The sequence below is a fragment of the Micromonospora solifontis genome (assembly GCF_003725545.1).
In the GTDB taxonomy this organism is placed as follows: Bacteria; Actinomycetota; Actinomycetes; order Mycobacteriales; family Micromonosporaceae; genus Micromonospora; species Micromonospora solifontis.
On sequence record NZ_RJLN01000107.1, the window covers coordinates 1 to 15,325 of the forward strand.

Annotated in this window: 11 protein-coding genes and 4 pseudogenes; 7 read left to right on the plus strand and 8 right to left on the minus strand. The window is 71.4% G+C overall.

Annotation, left to right across the window (positions count from 1 at the left end; translation table 11 throughout):
- The 4 genes and pseudogenes from EFE23_RS24665 to EFE23_RS28065 form a co-directional block, all read right to left on the minus strand.
- Positions 1 to 1,290 (minus strand): annotated as a pseudogene (locus EFE23_RS24665) (TIGR02680 family protein); the annotation flags it as partial.
- 11 nt (positions 1,291 to 1,301) lie between these two features.
- Positions 1,302 to 2,693 (minus strand): DUF2398 family protein, encoded by a 1,392-nt coding sequence (locus EFE23_RS24670; RefSeq protein ID WP_123243304.1) that lies wholly within the window; start codon positions 2,691 to 2,693, stop codon positions 1,302 to 1,304.
- Complete coding sequence (locus tag EFE23_RS24675) at positions 2,690 to 4,258, minus strand: TIGR02677 family protein (RefSeq protein ID WP_123243305.1); 1,569 nt, start codon at positions 4,256 to 4,258, stop codon at positions 2,690 to 2,692. The genes EFE23_RS24670 and EFE23_RS24675 overlap by 4 nt, the downstream gene beginning before the upstream one ends.
- Before the next feature lie 39 nt (positions 4,259 to 4,297).
- Positions 4,298 to 5,305 (minus strand): hypothetical protein, encoded by a 1,008-nt coding sequence (locus tag EFE23_RS28065; protein WP_148058520.1) that lies wholly within the window; start codon positions 5,303 to 5,305, stop codon positions 4,298 to 4,300.
- 69 nt (positions 5,306 to 5,374) lie between these two features.
- On the opposite strand from EFE23_RS28065, the pseudogene EFE23_RS29620 reads away from it, so the two are divergent.
- Positions 5,375 to 5,653 (plus strand): annotated as a pseudogene (locus EFE23_RS29620) (hypothetical protein); the annotation flags it as partial.
- A gap of 273 nt (positions 5,654 to 5,926) precedes the next feature.
- Positions 5,927 to 6,199, plus strand: a pseudogene (locus EFE23_RS29160) (RNA polymerase sigma factor); the annotation flags it as partial.
- Between the two features lie 33 nt (positions 6,200 to 6,232).
- Here the strand turns inward: EFE23_RS29160 and EFE23_RS29365 are convergent.
- Positions 6,233 to 6,355: a hypothetical protein gene (locus tag EFE23_RS29365; RefSeq protein ID WP_255421176.1), complete on the minus strand. Its 123-nt coding sequence runs from the start codon at positions 6,353 to 6,355 to the stop codon at positions 6,233 to 6,235.
- A gap of 67 nt (positions 6,356 to 6,422) precedes the next feature.
- On the opposite strand from EFE23_RS29365, the gene EFE23_RS24700 reads away from it, so the two are divergent.
- Together EFE23_RS24700 and EFE23_RS24705 are read left to right on the plus strand one after the other, a co-directional pair.
- Positions 6,423 to 7,046 (plus strand): hypothetical protein, encoded by a 624-nt coding sequence (locus EFE23_RS24700; RefSeq protein ID WP_148058521.1) that lies wholly within the window; start codon positions 6,423 to 6,425, stop codon positions 7,044 to 7,046.
- Entirely contained in the window at positions 7,046 to 8,290 is a 1,245-nt protein-coding gene (locus EFE23_RS24705; protein ID WP_123243310.1) for a serine/threonine-protein kinase, read from the plus strand. Before EFE23_RS24700 ends, EFE23_RS24705 begins: the two co-directional genes overlap by 1 nt.
- Before the next feature lie 182 nt (positions 8,291 to 8,472).
- Here the strand turns inward: EFE23_RS24705 and EFE23_RS24710 are convergent.
- The 3 genes and pseudogenes from EFE23_RS24710 to EFE23_RS24720 form a co-directional block, all read right to left on the minus strand.
- Positions 8,473 to 9,116, minus strand: a pseudogene (locus EFE23_RS24710) (nucleotidyl transferase AbiEii/AbiGii toxin family protein).
- A gap of 2 nt (positions 9,117 to 9,118) precedes the next feature.
- Positions 9,119 to 9,685, minus strand: coding sequence for a hypothetical protein (locus EFE23_RS24715; protein ID WP_123243311.1), 567 nt, complete (start codon positions 9,683 to 9,685; stop codon positions 9,119 to 9,121).
- Positions 9,686 to 9,782: 97 nt separating this feature from the next.
- Positions 9,783 to 12,131, minus strand: coding sequence for a DEAD/DEAH box helicase (locus tag EFE23_RS24720; protein WP_123243312.1), 2,349 nt, complete (start codon positions 12,129 to 12,131; stop codon positions 9,783 to 9,785).
- Between the two features lie 61 nt (positions 12,132 to 12,192).
- Between EFE23_RS24720 and EFE23_RS24725 the strand changes: the two genes are divergently transcribed.
- The 3 genes from EFE23_RS24725 to EFE23_RS24735 all read left to right on the plus strand — a co-directional run bounded on the left by EFE23_RS24725 (position 12,193) and on the right by EFE23_RS24735 (position 15,222).
- Positions 12,193 to 12,504 carry a hypothetical protein gene (locus tag EFE23_RS24725; RefSeq protein ID WP_233601134.1) on the plus strand — a complete coding sequence of 104 codons (312 nt, stop codon included), beginning with the start codon at positions 12,193 to 12,195 and terminating at the stop codon, positions 12,502 to 12,504.
- A gap of 6 nt (positions 12,505 to 12,510) precedes the next feature.
- Positions 12,511 to 13,662: a hypothetical protein gene (locus EFE23_RS24730; protein ID WP_123243314.1), complete on the plus strand. Its 1,152-nt coding sequence runs from the start codon at positions 12,511 to 12,513 to the stop codon at positions 13,660 to 13,662.
- 354 nt (positions 13,663 to 14,016) lie between these two features.
- Positions 14,017 to 15,222 carry an IS110 family RNA-guided transposase gene (locus tag EFE23_RS24735; RefSeq protein ID WP_123243315.1) on the plus strand — a complete coding sequence of 402 codons (1,206 nt, stop codon included), beginning with the start codon at positions 14,017 to 14,019 and terminating at the stop codon, positions 15,220 to 15,222.
- Positions 15,223 to 15,325 lie beyond the last annotated feature (103 nt).

A 15,325-nucleotide genomic window follows, 5' to 3' on the forward strand; every position in this document is an offset into this window, starting at 1 on the left:
CGCGCGGACGGCGCGCACGTCGTCGCGGCGGGCGGCGGCCCGCGCGGTGATCCGGGCCGCCAGGTCGTCCGGGGTGGCGTCGTCGGCGCTCCAGGTGATCCCGGCCGCCTCGGCGTCGAGCAGGAGATCGGCAGCGAGCCGGTCAGCCGCCGTCCGCGTGTCCCGAGCCGCGACCGTCGCCCGTTCTGATTCGGTACGCCGCCGCGCCGCCGCGCTCTCCTCGGCGACGACGGCCTCGTCGGCCCGCCCGGCCGCCTCGGCCAGGTCGTGCACGTGCCGTTGCAGGTCGGCGAGCTGCTCGTGGGACTGGTAGGCAGCCGAGGCCTTCAGACTGTCCAGGTGGGCGCGGAGCCGTCCGGGCTCGCCCTCGACAGCCCCCAGCCGCTCACCCGCCGCGGACTCCGCCTTCGCCGCCGCGTCGGCCGCGTGACGGGCGTCGCCGAGTGCGGTTGACCGGGTGGCGACCGCGTCGCGGCGGGCGGTCAGGGCGTCGGCGGCCGCCCGCGCGTGGGTGCGCAGATAGGTCGAGTAGACCGCCAGGAACGCGGCCGTCGCCGCGTCCGCCGCCACCAGTCCTTCAAGGGTACGGGCGACCGCCTCCATGTCGTCGAACGAGCGGGCGGCCTCCACCAGCAGGTGGTCCTCGACCGGGCGCAGCCCTCGTTGCAGCGTGCGGGACAGCTCGACCGGGTTGAGGTCCTTGGCCAGTTGCGGCTTGCGCAGGGTCAGCACCAGGTCCAGCAGTTGCTCGTAGCGGGCCGGGCCGAGGCCGAACAGCCGGGCGTCGACGAGCTGACGGTAGTCTTCCGCCGAGTCCCGCACCGCGTCGGTGCCCAGCCGGTCGATCAGGTCGCGGCGGGTCAGCGGCCGGTCGTCGGCGTCCAGCAGGGAGAAGTCCACCCCGACCCGGCCGTCGACCACGAAGTGCCAGCGGGTGACCCGGTCGACGTGCCGGTGCGCCCGCAACCCGATGCCGACGGTCACGTACTGTTCGCCGTCGCCGAACTCCATCCACACGTACGCGTGGGTGACCTCCTGCCCCCGGTAGAGCAGGTTCGACTTCATCGTCCGGTCCTCGCTGGCGAACGGATTGAGCCGGCGCGGTTCGATCCGCCCGTCGAGGACGAACGGGAACAGCACCTCCAGCGCCTTGGTCTTGCCGGATCCGTTGGGCCCGCGCAGCACCAGCCACCCGTCGACGAAGCTGAACTCCTCGTCCCGGTAGTCCCACAGGTTGATGATCCCGGCCCGGGTGGGGGCGAACCGGCGGGCGGCGCGTTGCTCAATCACGATCGACTTCCTCAGAACAGGGTTTCGGTGGTGGTGCGGGGCTTGACCGTGGCGACGGTGTGGCGGTACCGACCCACCAGCGGCCGGACGAGCACCCCGCCCGGCACGGCGGTGACCGCCCCGAACCGTTCCAGCAGCGCGACCGCCTCGGCGCGCAGCCGGTCCGGGTCGGCGTGCCACTGGGCCCCGAACGCGGTCCCGTACCGCTGGAGGATCTCCCCGACGGCGGTACGCAAAAAGCTGTCGGTGATGAACGGCAACCGGCCGGCGCCGTCGGCCTCGTCGTGGTCACCCCGGTCCTCGGCGGTCCACGGCTCGTCCGGACCGGCGTCGTCGAGGCGTACCAGGGTGGCCGTGGGCAGGCCGGTGTCGATGTGGCTCGCCAGCGCCTGCTGCCGGGCATGCCCGTCGGGCGGGGGTAGCCGTTTGACCCGGCGGCCGTCGGGATCTGCGACCCGGACGGCCATCTCCACCGCCAGCAGCACCGCGGCCTGCGCCACCGAGCCGGTGCCCGGGAACCGCTCCGCGGTGAACCCGGCGGTGTCCACCAGCAGCACGCCCTCGGCCCGCCGTTCCACCCGCAGCCCGGTCAGCCGGGCCAGGTCGGCGGCGAGCGCGGAGCCGCGCAGATGGTTGGCAACCGCCGGCTCGACGTCGGCGTGGTAGACGACCGGTGACTCCACCACCGCCCGCCGGGCCGCCTGGGCCGCCTGCCGGCGCTCGGCGTTGCCGCTGCTGCTCATCGCTCGGTCCAGCAGCACCGACACCGAATCGACGTGCTGCAGCACCCGGGTCGGCCGGAACAGCGCGAACACCACGTCCCGCGCCACGTCGTACAGTGCTTCCCCGGCCCCCGGGTCACTGGCCCAGGCGGCGCTGGAGCCGTCGGCCAGCCGCAGCACACCCCGCTCCTCCAGCCAGCCGACCGCGTCCACGAACGCACGCCGGTCCGGGCCGTGGTCCGGATCCAACCCCAGGCCGGTGATCCGGTTCGCGTCGCCGGCCACCGAGTCGGCCAACTCGCTGAGGGCGATCTGGATCCCGGCGCGGCCCAATGCCGCCAGGCACAGCGACAGGTACGCGTAGCGCTGCCGGTCGAACGGCCGCCCGGTGCGCGACACCGCCGGCTGGGTGCCGTCGAGCCGGTCCTTCGCCCGTACCAGCCGGGCCGTCGCACCGTGTAGCTCCAGCCGATATCCGAACGCCTCGGCGAGATCCCGACGCAGAGTGGCGGCGAACCGCCGCACCCGGGGCAGCGCCCGCTCGTCGGGCCAGGTCGCCGTGATCAGCGGATGGCGCAGAATCAGCCGGACCGCCCGCTGGTAGTCCGCCAACTCCAACTCCGGGACATCGACGGCGAACCGGTGCGCCGCCGGCCGCGGCGCCCCCGCTTCCGCGGTCACGCCGGCACCAGCTCGCGACGGTGGACCGCGGTGTGCTGCGCGGCAGTGACCGTCAGCGTGTACCCGTCCAGATGCAGCCGGCCCTCGGCGGTTCGCACCGTGGTGAACCGGCCCGGCGTCGGGGTGAGGGTCAGCCGCACGCCATGCGCGGCGGCTGCCAGCGGCACCCCGGTTCGGCCACCCACCCGGGCCGCCAGTGCGATGTCGAGCAGGCGCAGCAGGACCTGGGTCTGCGAACCGTCCAACTGGTGACCGTCCACGCCCTCGGCGGCCAGCGCCGTCGCCGCGTCGGCCAACCGGCGCTCCCGGGCGAGCTGGTCGCCGCGCAGCCGGTGCCGCCGGTCGTCGATCCGGTCCAGCCGGGCCGGCCGTCCGCGACCCTGCCCCGGTGCCCGGCCGGTGGTCACCAGGGTGCGGGACAGCTCCACCGCCGGCGCCTCCCACCACGACAACCGGCCGGCGATCGCCTCCGGATCCGGGTGCGCCACCCCGGCGTGGCGCGGAGCGCCGAGGCCGAACACGACGTCGAACAGGGCGTGCGCGGCCTCCTGGGTGCCGGTGTGGGTGAACCACGCAGCCAGGTGCCGCAACTGCGACTCCCGGCTGACCCCGCCGCGTCGCGCCTCGGTGACCCGGCGCAGCAGAGCCAGAACGTCACCGATCGCGGCGATGGTGGCGTCCGACAACCGGTCCGCCTCGCTGGGCTGCTCCGGGCCCGGCGGCGCCAACCATGACCGCAGCCCCGCCCAGCGCCGCCGCCAGTCCTCCAGCCGCTGCACCGGGGTGTGGAACAGCCGCTCGTCGGCCTCGGCGGCGGCCTCGATCAGCCGGTCCAGCCCGGTTGCCTCGACCTCGTACACCGCCGCGCGCAGCCGGGGCGTGTACCGCTGCAACTCGTCGTGGAAGTCGCGTAGGTGAGCCAGCAGGGCGTCCTTGTGGGCGAGGAACACCTCCGGCCGTACGTCGTTGGTCCGTCCCAGGTCGCCCAGCATGTGGTAGAAGCGGGCGGCCCGCTCGGCGATGTCGGCCAACGCCCGGTCCAGCCGGTTGAACTTGCGGTAGACCTCCTCCGCGTCCCCCGCCTCGTTGGCTGCGGCGAGCGCGTTGAGGTCCGCCAGCAGGTCGGCGAAGACCAGCCGGGACAGCGTCGAGTCGTCCATGCTCGCCGACAACACCGCCTCCACCGCCCGGTGCGCCCGGTACCCGGCCTCGGTGAACTGGTACACCGAGTGCCGGTTGCGGTACTCCGCCAGCGTCGTGGCCCGGGAACCGTCCTGCCCCCGGTCGAGCACCCCCCACTCCACCAGGGCATCGAGCAGCCGCGGCAACTCCAACCCGGCCGGATCCGGGCAGTCGGCGTCCACCTCGTGCAACGCCGCCAGCGCGGCGGCCACGTCGGAGGTGTGCAGCACCACGTGGTAGCTGGACCGCGCCGAGTCGAACGCCCGCAGCAGCCACAGGTAGGCGAACCGGTTCTCCGCCGTCACGTAACCGAACAGCCGCAGCCGGTCGTCCAGCCCGAAATCGTCCAGCCCGAACGTCGGTCGAGATGGCTGCACCGTCATCGTTCTCCTCCACGGGACGCGAACAGTCACCTACCCTACTCAGCCGGTCTCAGCGGGCACCGAGGCGCGCGAGGCACTAGCGGTCTCCGAGGTGGTCGTGGAACCTGCGTCACGGGTGCCTGTGACAGACGCCCGTTGGTCCAATCCGAGGACCAACTCGAGCACTGCTATCCGCGCCCGAACGGAACACGGATCTACGGCAAGCCGACCAGAGGCTGCCGAGGGGCAGGTGGCCGGTGCGCAGGGCGGCGAGCCGCGCCGCCCGCTGCGGTAGGTCGGCGGGTGTGCGGCGCAGGACGGGGTTCGGGGTGCGGGTGGTGCAGAGTCCGGTGAGGGTGTGGGCGACTGGTTCGGGGTAGCCGGCGGTGCGGAACAGGCCGTGGACGCGGGTGGCGGGGATGTGGGTGAAGAAGGCGAGCAGGTCGATCCGGACGACGACCGGCTGTGCGGTGTGGGCGGCGGCGAAGGTGTGTGCGGAGCGGCCGGGTACGAAGCCGTGGGCGGGGGGATGGGGCCGAGGACCTCGGTGAGGAGCCGGCGTTGCAGGGCGCGCAGCCGGGACTTCGGTGCCTCGATGAGCCGGCCGCCCTCGGTCCACCGGTAGTGGTAGTGGTGCAGCCGGTGGGTGGTGGCGCGTCGGTTCATGGCGCGTCGGTCGGCGTACCAGTCGAGGTGTTCGATGCTCAGGTCGAGCATCGCGGCCAGGTCGCCGACGGTGTCGATGATCGGGGTGTGCCAGGGTCGGCGAACGGTGCGGGTCGGTGTCACCGGCCGCGTGTGGATGACGATGGGCCGCTGGTGCTGGTGAGCGGTTGCGACTGCCGCGCGCAGCGGGTCGAGGGTGCTCAGGAACGTGGCGAGCTCGCGTGGCCGGTCGGTGGGTGGGCGTGGGTAGGCGGCCAGCACCGCGTCGGCAACCGCCCGCAGCCAGCGTCGCCGGATGCCGAGGACGAGCCCACCCTGGTCGACGAGATTGGCGCGGCGCCAGCCGTCGCCGGCGAGGAACGCGTCGGCGAGCGCGGTGGCCAGGGCGTGGATGGTGGTCATGAGCGGGCCGGGGGTGGCAGCGTGTCCCGACGATGCCCGGTCGTACGGGTGCACAGGCTCGCGGAGCGTGCCGACGCACCTGTGGTGTGGTGCCGACTCGTCCCCGGCCGGGTCACCGCGTTGCAGGCAGCCTGGCTGGTGGCCCTGACGGTCCTATTGCTCGCCGCCGCCGCGCGGCAGCGGCGAGCGTCCCTGCTGGCCGGCGGACTCGCCGTCGCCGTCGCCGTGCCGATCACCACCGGCCCGGGCACCCACCGCCTCCCGGCCGACCCGGCCGCGGTCGAGCTGGTGTGCACGAGCAGCGGCCCGCAGGTGTGCCTGTCCAGGATCAACGCGTTCCTGATCGACTCGGCGTGCGGCTGGCGTGGCTGCCAGCCTTCGTCTACGTGTGCGTCGTATACGCCGCCGCTCCCCGCCAGACCAGCGTCGTCGTTGCGGCTTGGGCTTGGCCGATCCAGCCCTCCACCACGGCGGCATCCTGGTTGACTGCTGCCACGATATTCGCCGTCGGCGCGGCGGGATACGTCCACGGCGGGGCCCGCGCCTCGGCTGGCCGCCGCGCTCGTGCAACAGGCGCGCCGTGAGCTGCAACAGAGTCGGCGTGGGCGGCCATAGTGTGGTGTGAGGCATAAGGTACGGCCGTCGGACGAGGAACTGTGGTCCTCGATCGCCGCCGGCGACGAGTCGGCGTTCGGTCGGCTCTTCGACCGGTACTCCCGTCCGGTCTACAACCACGCGTTCCGGCTGACCAGCTCGTGGTCGACGGCCGAGGACGTCACCCAGGCGACGTTCCTCGTCGCGTGGCGCCGCCGGCACGACGCGCGACTCGTGGACGGATCGGCGCTGCCGTGGTTGCTGGTCGTCGCCACGAACGCGGTCCGCTCCGAGTGGCGGTCGGCGCGCCGGTGGCTGGCGCTGCTACGGCGTCTACCGGGAGAACGGTACGCCGATGGTGACCTCGCCGAGGACGTCTCTGCGCGGCTCGACGACGAACGGCGGATGACCGAGGTCCTCTCGGTGGTTCGCGGGTTGCCGCAGAACGATGGTCACGATTCGGCTGCATGGCTGGAGCGGGTGGTTCGGCGGGCGCGGTACTGTGCGCGCGTCGTGTGTCCGAGTGAGCGAGGAGATCGGGACGTTGTCGACCTACGCGCTGGTGACGAAGGCGCCCGCTCCTTCGGTGATCGAGGCGGCCAGGTTGGGCCGGGCCGGCGGGTTCGTCGTCGCTGATCCCATGGGTACGATCGTGCTGTTCGACGCACCGTCGGGATCGCGGTCAACCAGCCGGCGGCTGGCGAAGCCCGCACGCGAATTGGTCGGGCGGACCCGCGTGTCCGCATGGCTGCTGCTGGGCAACGAGTACCTCTCCGAGGCCGTGATGCTCGCGCCGACGGCGAAGCCGCTGACGCTGGAGTGGGTAGCCGACTGGGAACCGCCGGAGGACCCGGCGACGTATCTGGCCGACCGCAAGGCGTGGGACTCCTTCTGTGCCGAGATCGCGGCTCGTTACGGTGCGCCTGATCGCGGCCCTGCACTTGCCCTGGTGCGCAACGATCCCGTACCCGGCCACGCCCGGCCACCGGTGTCGGACCTCCTGCGGCAGGTGTGTGTCGCCTTCGACCTGCCTGACGTGGCTGTCGGTCGTTCACTGCTCGACTCGCCTGAGCCCGGACTGCACCAAGCTCAGCGGTTCGACGTCGCGTCGAGCGGGCTGTTTCGCCGAGTGCTGGCCCGGTCTTAGTGGCGGCTGAGGAGATCCGAGTAATCCACGCCACGGCCTACCGGATTGCGGCGCTGGCTCATGCCGTACCCGCCTCGCTGCGGGCCCAGAGCAACGGCTGGAGCCGGGTCGACGCCGACATGGCCGCGCTGAGCGTCACGACCCGGGCGGCCTCGTTTCTGCTGCGCGTCGATGATGTCGGAACGCTGAGCCTGCTAGTGCACGGGCCGGACGGAGGCGCGACCGGCCCTCTCGACGCCGCCAGTACCGAGGCGGAACTCGCGCAGGCGGTAGGGATATTCGGGCTTCCCGACGGTGCCGGCGTCCTCCGGCAGGCCCTGGCCCCCGCCGCATCGGCCCGGTACGACACTGCGGCCCGGCTCGCTGACGTTTGCCGGGCGCTGGGCGCGCCGTTGGAACTGCTCACCGTCGACCCGACCGACCCGCAGCGCGAACCTGAGAAGCCGGCACAGCCGGAGGCGGGCGTCGTGCTGGTGTATGCGCCGGTGGCGGTCGCCGCTGCGGCGGGCCCGTTGGCGTTACAGTCGGCGTGGACCGTGCCGCTCGGGACGCAGTGGAGCATGCACGTCTGGGACGGCGACGGGCAACCGACAGCACCCGTGCACGCGGCTGAGGCTCTGGGCGACGCCGGCCGGGTGACCTTGGCGTACTGGTGGTCGGCCCGCACCGCCGGGGTCCTACTCACCCGCGATGGGCGGGTGGCCGGCGCGCACGAGTGGGGCAGCGCAGTCGTGGCCACCCCCGAGAGCACCGCACGACTCGGACGCGCCCTTGCCGAGGAGTTCCGGTTGCCCGAGCAGGTGCTCGCCGTGATAACCCTGCTGCGCCGCACCGACCTGGCGCCCTCCGATACGCTCGCCGCCCTGTGCATGCTGCTGCGGCTGCCCGCCGAGATCGTCGGCCTGACGGCCGAGGAGTTGGCGCGGTGGGCCGCCTCGGTACCCGGCGCGGTGCACACCGAAAAGCTGCCTGTCATGGCGGCGGTCGTTCACTCGGTGCGCGAGGCGCCGCCGGACACCGTGCTCGACGAGCTGTCCGCTCGTCGCCCAGGCTGGTACCGGCTGGCCAACGGCGTGGTCGCCGCGGTGATGGCCGCCGCCACCGCGCTGCTGGCCCTGCTGTGGCGGCAGGAGGTCGCGAGCGGCTGGTGGGTCCTGCTCGGTGTCGCCACCACGGTGAGTTACGCCTGGGGGCTCAGACCGGGCCTGCCGAACCGTCGCCCCGCCCGACATTCCCCACCCTGACTGACCTTGTCTCAGCGAGCGGCCCGGGTCATCAGCAACCTTCCGCCGTCGTGCGGCGGACAACATATTCTCGACGCCCACGAGAGCAAGGGGTGAGATGGGAACAACCGGTAACTCTCCCACCGCCCGCCCGCGGCCCTTGTCCGAGTGGGTGCTCATCGTTGCCGTGAGTCGGGACCGAGTCACCCTTTCTCGTCGAGCAGTTCGCGGCGCCAGTCGGCGAATCGGCTTCGGAGATTGTCCAGCGCTGGGCCGGTGACGCCGTACTGGGCGAAGTCGTCGGGATCGAGCTGGGCGGCTTGTCCGAGGGCGTCGGCGAAGATGCGCGGGTCGAAGCCGCGGTCGGCGCGCTGGGCGAGGGCGAGAAGGGCTTACGGGTGTAGCGGCCGGATCGGAGGGTGGCGTCGATGTCGATGAAGTCGCGGGCGAACGCCCGTCCGTAGAGGGCGCTCATCTTGTTCGCGACCGCGTCGTCGGGGTGAAGTACGGGTCCGATCGCCATGAGGATCGGTTCGTTGGCGCGCCAGTCCACGCCGAGTTCGACCTTGGAAACCCGCGCGCCATCGGTGACTGCGAGCCGGGCGAAGGTGTCGTACTGCCGCTCGGTCTCGACGGTGAGGCCGTCGTCTCGGTAGGCGTGTACGACGGCGGCGACCGCGGCGGTGAACTCCTGCCGGCGGTCCCAGGCGGTGAACAGGTCGACGTCCTCGCTGGGCCGCTCGAGAAGTCCGGCGGCCTGGACCGCGTATCCGCCGGCCAGGGCGAAGCCGTATCGGTCGGCCGCCGTGAGCCCGGTGCGGGCGAGGCGTTCGTGGAAGGGGTCCACCGTTATGCCGCGTCGCTGCGGGTGGCGGCGAGTTCGGGGAAGGCTTCTTCCCAGCGCTGGCGGAGCTGGGGTGGCAGCCAGAGGGTGGGCCAGAGCCGTCGGAGGAGGCCGGCGTCGAGCCAGGTGTTGAGATCTTCGACCGTGCTGGCTTCGGTTAGTACCACCTTGTACATGCTGGCCAGGCGGGCGGGCCGGTTTAGGTCGTACTCGGCGTGCCCGGACCAGTCGAGATGACGCGGAAGCGTCACCGTGCCGTCGGTCGGGCCGTGCAGCGCGGCAAGGGTTTCGGCCACCACATAGGGCCTCCGGTCACCGTAGGGCCGGTAGTCCGCCGGCGGCTGGGGTGACGTCCTGCGCCGGCTGATGTTGGTCGCCCGCCGCACTTCCGGTCGTAGCGCCTGACGGATCGTCTCCCGGCTGTATCCGGTGACCCGCTGCAGATCCACCGGCCGCCACCCGGCCGCGTGAAACGCCCGCAGCTGCTCGTCCCGCTCAGTCAGCGCCTGCGCCCGCGTCGCCTCGTACCGGGAGACAACCGCCTGCAGTTCATCCTCGGAGAACTGACCCATACCGGTCAGCCTACTACGCTAGGCCAAGCACGCTTGGCGCTTTCGTCATATCCCCCTAGCCGGCGGGACCAGTCATGGTGATCGCGAGCGGATGGACTCATGTTTTGGTGAAGCCGAGGGCCCGGTATCCGGGCATGCGGCGTGGGAGTGAGGCGGCGAGGATGGGGGTGGCCGGGTCGTGGTAGTCGTGGACCTCGGCGAGGTCCTTGCCGGGCGCGGCGCGGATGACGCGGCCGGCGCATTGGACGAGTAGGCCGTCGTAGGAGATCGGGCCGGCGAGGAAGAGGGTGTCGAGGGCGGGGGCGTCGAAGCCTTCACCGATGAATGGTGTGGTGCCGATGACAAGGAGGCCGTCGCCGGCCTTGGCGCCGTCGAGCCGGTCAACGATGGTCCGCCGTTCGCGGGCGCTCATCGCGCCTTGGAGCACGAGCGCTTGGTGTCCGCGTGCGGCGAGCTGTGCGGTGAGTGCGTCGACCTGGGCGACCCGCCGGGTCAGAACGAGACAGTTGCGGCCGCGGGTCAGGGCCGCGGCGACATCATCGGCGATCTGGGTGTTGCGGGGCGCGTCGAGGGCCAGCCGTCGGTGCACCTCGGCGAGCGCGCCGGGCGCGTCCAGGTCGACGTCGCCGGGCTGGAATGTGGTCTCGTGGATGAACAGCGCTCGCCGGGGCCCGGCGTCGGTGTGCATCGCTGCCGCGAGGGTGCCTTGTTCCTCGTCGGTCAGGGTGTGGCGGACGGGTCCGAGTTGCCAGGTGACGAGTTGGCCGAGGCCGTCGCGTCGGGTGGGTGTGGCGGTGAGGCCGAGCCAGAACTGCGCGGCGATCCGTTTGACCGAGTGCTCGTAGGCTGCGGCGCCGAGGTGGTGGCATTCGTCGACGATGACGTGCCCGTACCCCTGGGTCAGGGTGGCGACGTCGTCGCGCCGGGCGAGGGAGGGCAGCAGCGCGATGTCCACCGTGCCGGTGAGCTTGCGTCGGCCACCGCCGAGTTGGCCGGGCTTGATGCCGAGGAACTGGTGGATGCGGGTGCGCCACTGGTCGGCGAGGGCTTTGCGGTCGACGAGGATCAGGGTGGAGGCGTTGCGTTCGGCGATCACGGCGCAGGCCATGACGGTCTTGCCGGAACCGGGTGGCGCGACCAGGATTCCGTCGTCGTGGGCGAGAAGCGCGCCGACCGCGCTGGCCTGTCTGCTGGTGAGTTCAGCGGTGAACGCGGTGTCGATCTCGGCCCCGGAGTTTCGTGCGTCCGTGACGGCCAGCCGCGACCCGGCGCGCCCGACGATGGCAGCGATGGTGTGCCGCAGGCCCCGCGGGAGGACCAGGTGGCCATCAAGGGTGAGGTCATAGCCCTGGATGAAGCGGGGGGTGTCCCAGGTGGATTTGCGGAGTCGCTGCAGTTCGTAGAACTTCGGGTTGGCCATGGCGGCGGCGTGCTTGAATGTCGCCAGTGCGGCGGGGGTGAGCTGTCCGGCGTCGATGCTCAGCCCGGCACCGGCCTCCGCGTGGACCACCGGAGGCAGCGGAGGATTGACCCGGGTCGCGGCGGACCGGCTGATCGTGGCGACATCGGCACCGGTGACGGCTTGCTTGGCCTGCCGGGCGATCTGTTCGGCGTCGCCGGGGCTGAGCCGGTCTAGCGTCGACAGGAACGCCCACTGGTCGGCGTGCGGCTCGAGCGTGCCGAGGTCGAGAAACGTGGTCAATCCGTCCTTGCGGCGGCGACCCTGTAGCGGTGCGGCGATGAGGTTGCCGAAGCCACCCTCAGGCAGCACGTCCTGGTTAGGAAAGAGACGGTCGTACGATCGCAGATCCATCGACCCGCGTAGCACCATCGCCTCGCGCAGCAGGACGGTGCCGACGGCGCGCGCGGTGGCCGCGGGAACAGCGCCGGTGAAGAAGACCCACACGTGGGCGCCGCGACCTGACTGGGAGATCTCCAACGCGGCGGGCACCGCGCTGGCCCGTGCCGCCTTCAGGTACGCGAGGGCGTCGAGCATCGCCGTGGGCCCGTCGAAGTCGGCCACGACGAAGTGGCAGGTGTTGCCGGGCATCAGCGGGTACAGGCCCATGAACATGTCGCCGACCAGATGCGCCGCGACGACCTCCGTCGTGCGGGGCAGGTAGGTGGCACCGCGCCGGTCCATCCCCTTACGCCAACCGCCGGCGACTGCGGGCATCCAGCCGGCAGCGCGGGTACGGGCGTTGTCCCACCGTACGGCGTACACGTCGGCCCGGGCCCGGAACCGGTCGGCGAACAACGCCAGCTTGTCCCGGGTCGGTGAAGCCATGGTGACCAGCCCTGGCGGCTCGACCGGCGCGGACAACTGCTCCGGCGCCGCAGTCGTGTCCTGGCCGCGCAACTCCAGCAGACGTCCCAGTCGGGCGTTCTCCGCCCGTAACCGCTCCACCTCCCGCCGAAGATCGACGAATTCGGCCACCGAACCCATGCCGACCATCCTCGCGCATCAGGCTCCGGGCACCCCGACACCGGTCCGGTATCCTCCGCCGATGGCATCGAAGGGCACCGGCGCGCTGCAGGCGATGATCGAGGAAGCCACCGTCGACATGGACGGTCACGAGGACGAGCGTGTCGGCCTGTTCGTCATGCTCGAGGAGCATCTGGCGGTGCCGTTCACCACCACCGTCGTCGGCGTCGAGGTGACCGTGCGCAAGATCGACCTGACCGCGGACAGCATCGACGCGGTCTGCACCCGAGGCCACCACCGGCAGAAGATTGATCTACTCGACCTGCCGCTACCCACCCCCGCGCCGGACGGTGCCGGGTGGATCGACGCCTACCGGCACTGGGCCGGAAGGTAGGCCACGGTGAGCGAGTACCAGTACTACGAGTTCACCGCCGTCGACCGGCCCCTCACCGGCCGGGAGCGGGCCGAGCTGCGGTCGCTGTCCACCCGGGCCGACATCACCGCCACCAGCTTCGTCAACACCTACGAGTGGGGCAACTTCAAGGGCGACCCGCGAACGCTCATGGAACGGTACTTCGACGCGCACCTGTACCTGGCGAACTGGGGCACCCGCCAGCTCATGCTGCGGCTACCGAAGAACGTGCTCGACCCCGCCACCGTCGCCCGGTACTGCCAGGGTGACAGCGCATCCGCCTGGACCGCCAGCACGCACGTCATCATCGACCTGCACGACGAGGACGAGGACGGCACCGACGAGTGGGACCTCGACGGCCACGGCCTGCTCGCCTCGATCATCCCGGTCCGGGCCGGCCTCGCCGCCGGTGACCTGCGCCTGCTCTACCTGGCCTGGCTGCGCTGCGTACAGTCCGCCGAGATCGCCGACGACGAGCCTGAACCGCCCGCCCCGGACGGACTGGGCAGCCTCGACGCGTCCCTCACCGCCGTTGCCGAGTTTCTGCGCATCGACCCCGATCTGATCGCAGCTGCGGCGGCCGGGTCGTCGCCGGCCGGCTCCGGTGAACCGACCGCCGCGCAACTACGCACCTGGGTCGTCGGACTGCCCGTACGGGACAAGGACGCCATCCTGGCCGACCTGATCACCGGCGGCGACAGCCACCTGCGCAACCGACTGCTGCGCCGCTACCGCGACGCGCATCCCACCGACGCGTCCATCCCGACGGCCGCCCGCACGGCCGGGGAGCTACTCGCCACCGCCGCCGACCTGCGCGCCGAACGGGAACGCCTCGACGCCGAGCGGCGCGAACGCGACCGGGTTCGCAGGGAACGGTCCGCCGCAGCAGCCCGGCAACGGCACCTCGACACCCTCGCGAGCGACCAACCCGCCGCATGGCAGCGGGTCGACGAACTCATCGCCACGAAGAAACCCCGCGAGTACGACACCGCCGTACAACTCCTCGTCGACCTGCGCGAACTCAGCGAACGCGACGAGGACAGTTCGTCGTTCCAGCACCGGCTGGCCGAGCTACGGGCGGCGCACGCCCGCAAGCCCAGCCTGCTCGAACGCCTCAACCTCGCAGGCCTCGACACCTAACGCGTGGTTCGCCGCCCGGTGACCACCACCGTGGCGCGCAAGATCGTGGACAGCCCGGCGTCCCCGGCGCGACGCCCCTGATAGCGGCGGCTTGGGCTTCTGGTGTCCGTTGGGACCCGCAACCGGACATCGAACAGCTTCGTTCAAAGAGTGGACCCGGAGGGCCGGGTGACTGTCTGGGTGTGTGCTGCCGAAGTCATGGCCAGCTTGGAGTAGGACGCCCCGACCCTCGCTGATGACCGCAGTATCAGCACTGGATGGAGACTTGCGACCGATCGCCCTTTCCGAAGTTGTGGCTACTGAACCGCGGCGGGTCCACGCCCCTTGACCAGACAACCGAAAGGGTGATGCCCGATGGGCAGCCTGTGGGCCGGCGTCGACGTCGGCAAGACCCACCACCACGTGTACGTCATCGACGACGACGGCACCGTGGTGATGTCCGAAAAGATCCCCAACGACCAGCACGCGATCTCCGGCATCGTCGGGCGGCTCGGTAAGCGCCGCAAGCCGATCCGCTGGGCCGTCGACCTGCGCGGCGGACCGGCGTCGCTGCTGTTGGCGGTCCTGTTCGACCGCGGTGCGGACGTGCGCTACGTCAGCGGCACGGTCACCTCACGGATGGCGGAGGCGTTCCACGGCGAACGCAAGACCGACGCCCACGACGCCTACGTCATCGCCCAGACCCTACGCATGCGCGCCGATCTACCGACCCTCACCCTTGCTGACGGGGTGCAGCAGCAGCTGAAGCTGCTCGTCTCCCGCCGCCTCGACCTGGTCGCCGACCGGGTCCGCCTCACCGCCCGCATCCAGGACCTACTGACCATGATCAGCCCCGCCCTGGAGAAGACGCTGAACCTGCGCAACAAGGGCGCGCTACGGCTCCTCGCCCAGTGGCAGACACCCGCCGGGCTGCGCTGCGCCGGCGAAGCCCGCACCCTGGCCTACCTACGCCAACACGGCGTGCGGGCCGCCAAGGCACTCACCACCAAAGTCCTCGCCGCCGCGCGGACGCAGACCGTCGCCGTCGCCGGGGAGGCCACCGCAGCTGTGATCGTGGCGCAGATGGCCACCGACCTGGAAGCGGTCAACGACCGCATCACCGCCATCGAGGAAACCATCGCCGCGGTTGTCGCCGAGCACGAGCTGGGAGAGATCGTCACCAGCCTGCCCGGCATCGGCACCACCCTCGCCGCCGAGTTCCTCGCCCACGCCGGCACCCTCACCACCTACCCCAGCGCCGCCGCACTCGCCGCGCACGCAGGGCTCGCACCGATCTCTCGCGACTCCGGGCGCCGGCAAGGTCACCAGATTCGGCCCCACCGCTACCACCGTGGTCTGCGCCGGGTGTTCAGCATGTCCAGCTTCACCGCCCTGACCCACTGCCCACGATCACGCGCCTACTACGACAAGAAACGAGCCGAGGGGAAGACCCACCGCCAAGCCACCGCCGCCCTGTCCAGACAACGCCTCAACGTCCTCTGGGCCTGCATCCGCGACAAGACTCCCTACCAGCCCAAACAACCAAGATCAGCAGCGGTAGCGCTGTGCGAACCCGCGTAGAGACTCCGAGCTGTGGTCCTGGGCTGGTACAACGGCGGTCCGGGGAACGTGGGTGAACGTGGGCCACTCCCTGCCACCCCAGGTGAACCCCCAGGTCGCTAGA

Bases quoted from the DNA above. Each gene is read 5' to 3' on its own strand.
- EFE23_RS24675 (WP_123243305.1), bottom strand. From the start codon at position 4,258: ATGACGGTGCAGCCATCTCGACCGACGTTCGGGCTGGACGATTTCGGG.
- EFE23_RS28065 (WP_148058520.1), bottom strand. From the start codon at position 5,305: ATGACCACCATCCACGCCCTGGCCACCGCGCTCGCCGACGCGTTCCTC.
- EFE23_RS24715 (WP_123243311.1), bottom strand. From the start codon at position 9,685: ATGGGTCAGTTCTCCGAGGATGAACTGCAGGCGGTTGTCTCCCGGTAC.
- EFE23_RS24720 (WP_123243312.1), bottom strand. From the start codon at position 12,131: ATGGGTTCGGTGGCCGAATTCGTCGATCTTCGGCGGGAGGTGGAGCGG.
- EFE23_RS24725 (WP_233601134.1), top strand. From the start codon at position 12,193: ATGGCATCGAAGGGCACCGGCGCGCTGCAGGCGATGATCGAGGAAGCC.
- EFE23_RS24735 (WP_123243315.1), top strand. From the start codon at position 14,017: ATGGGCAGCCTGTGGGCCGGCGTCGACGTCGGCAAGACCCACCACCAC.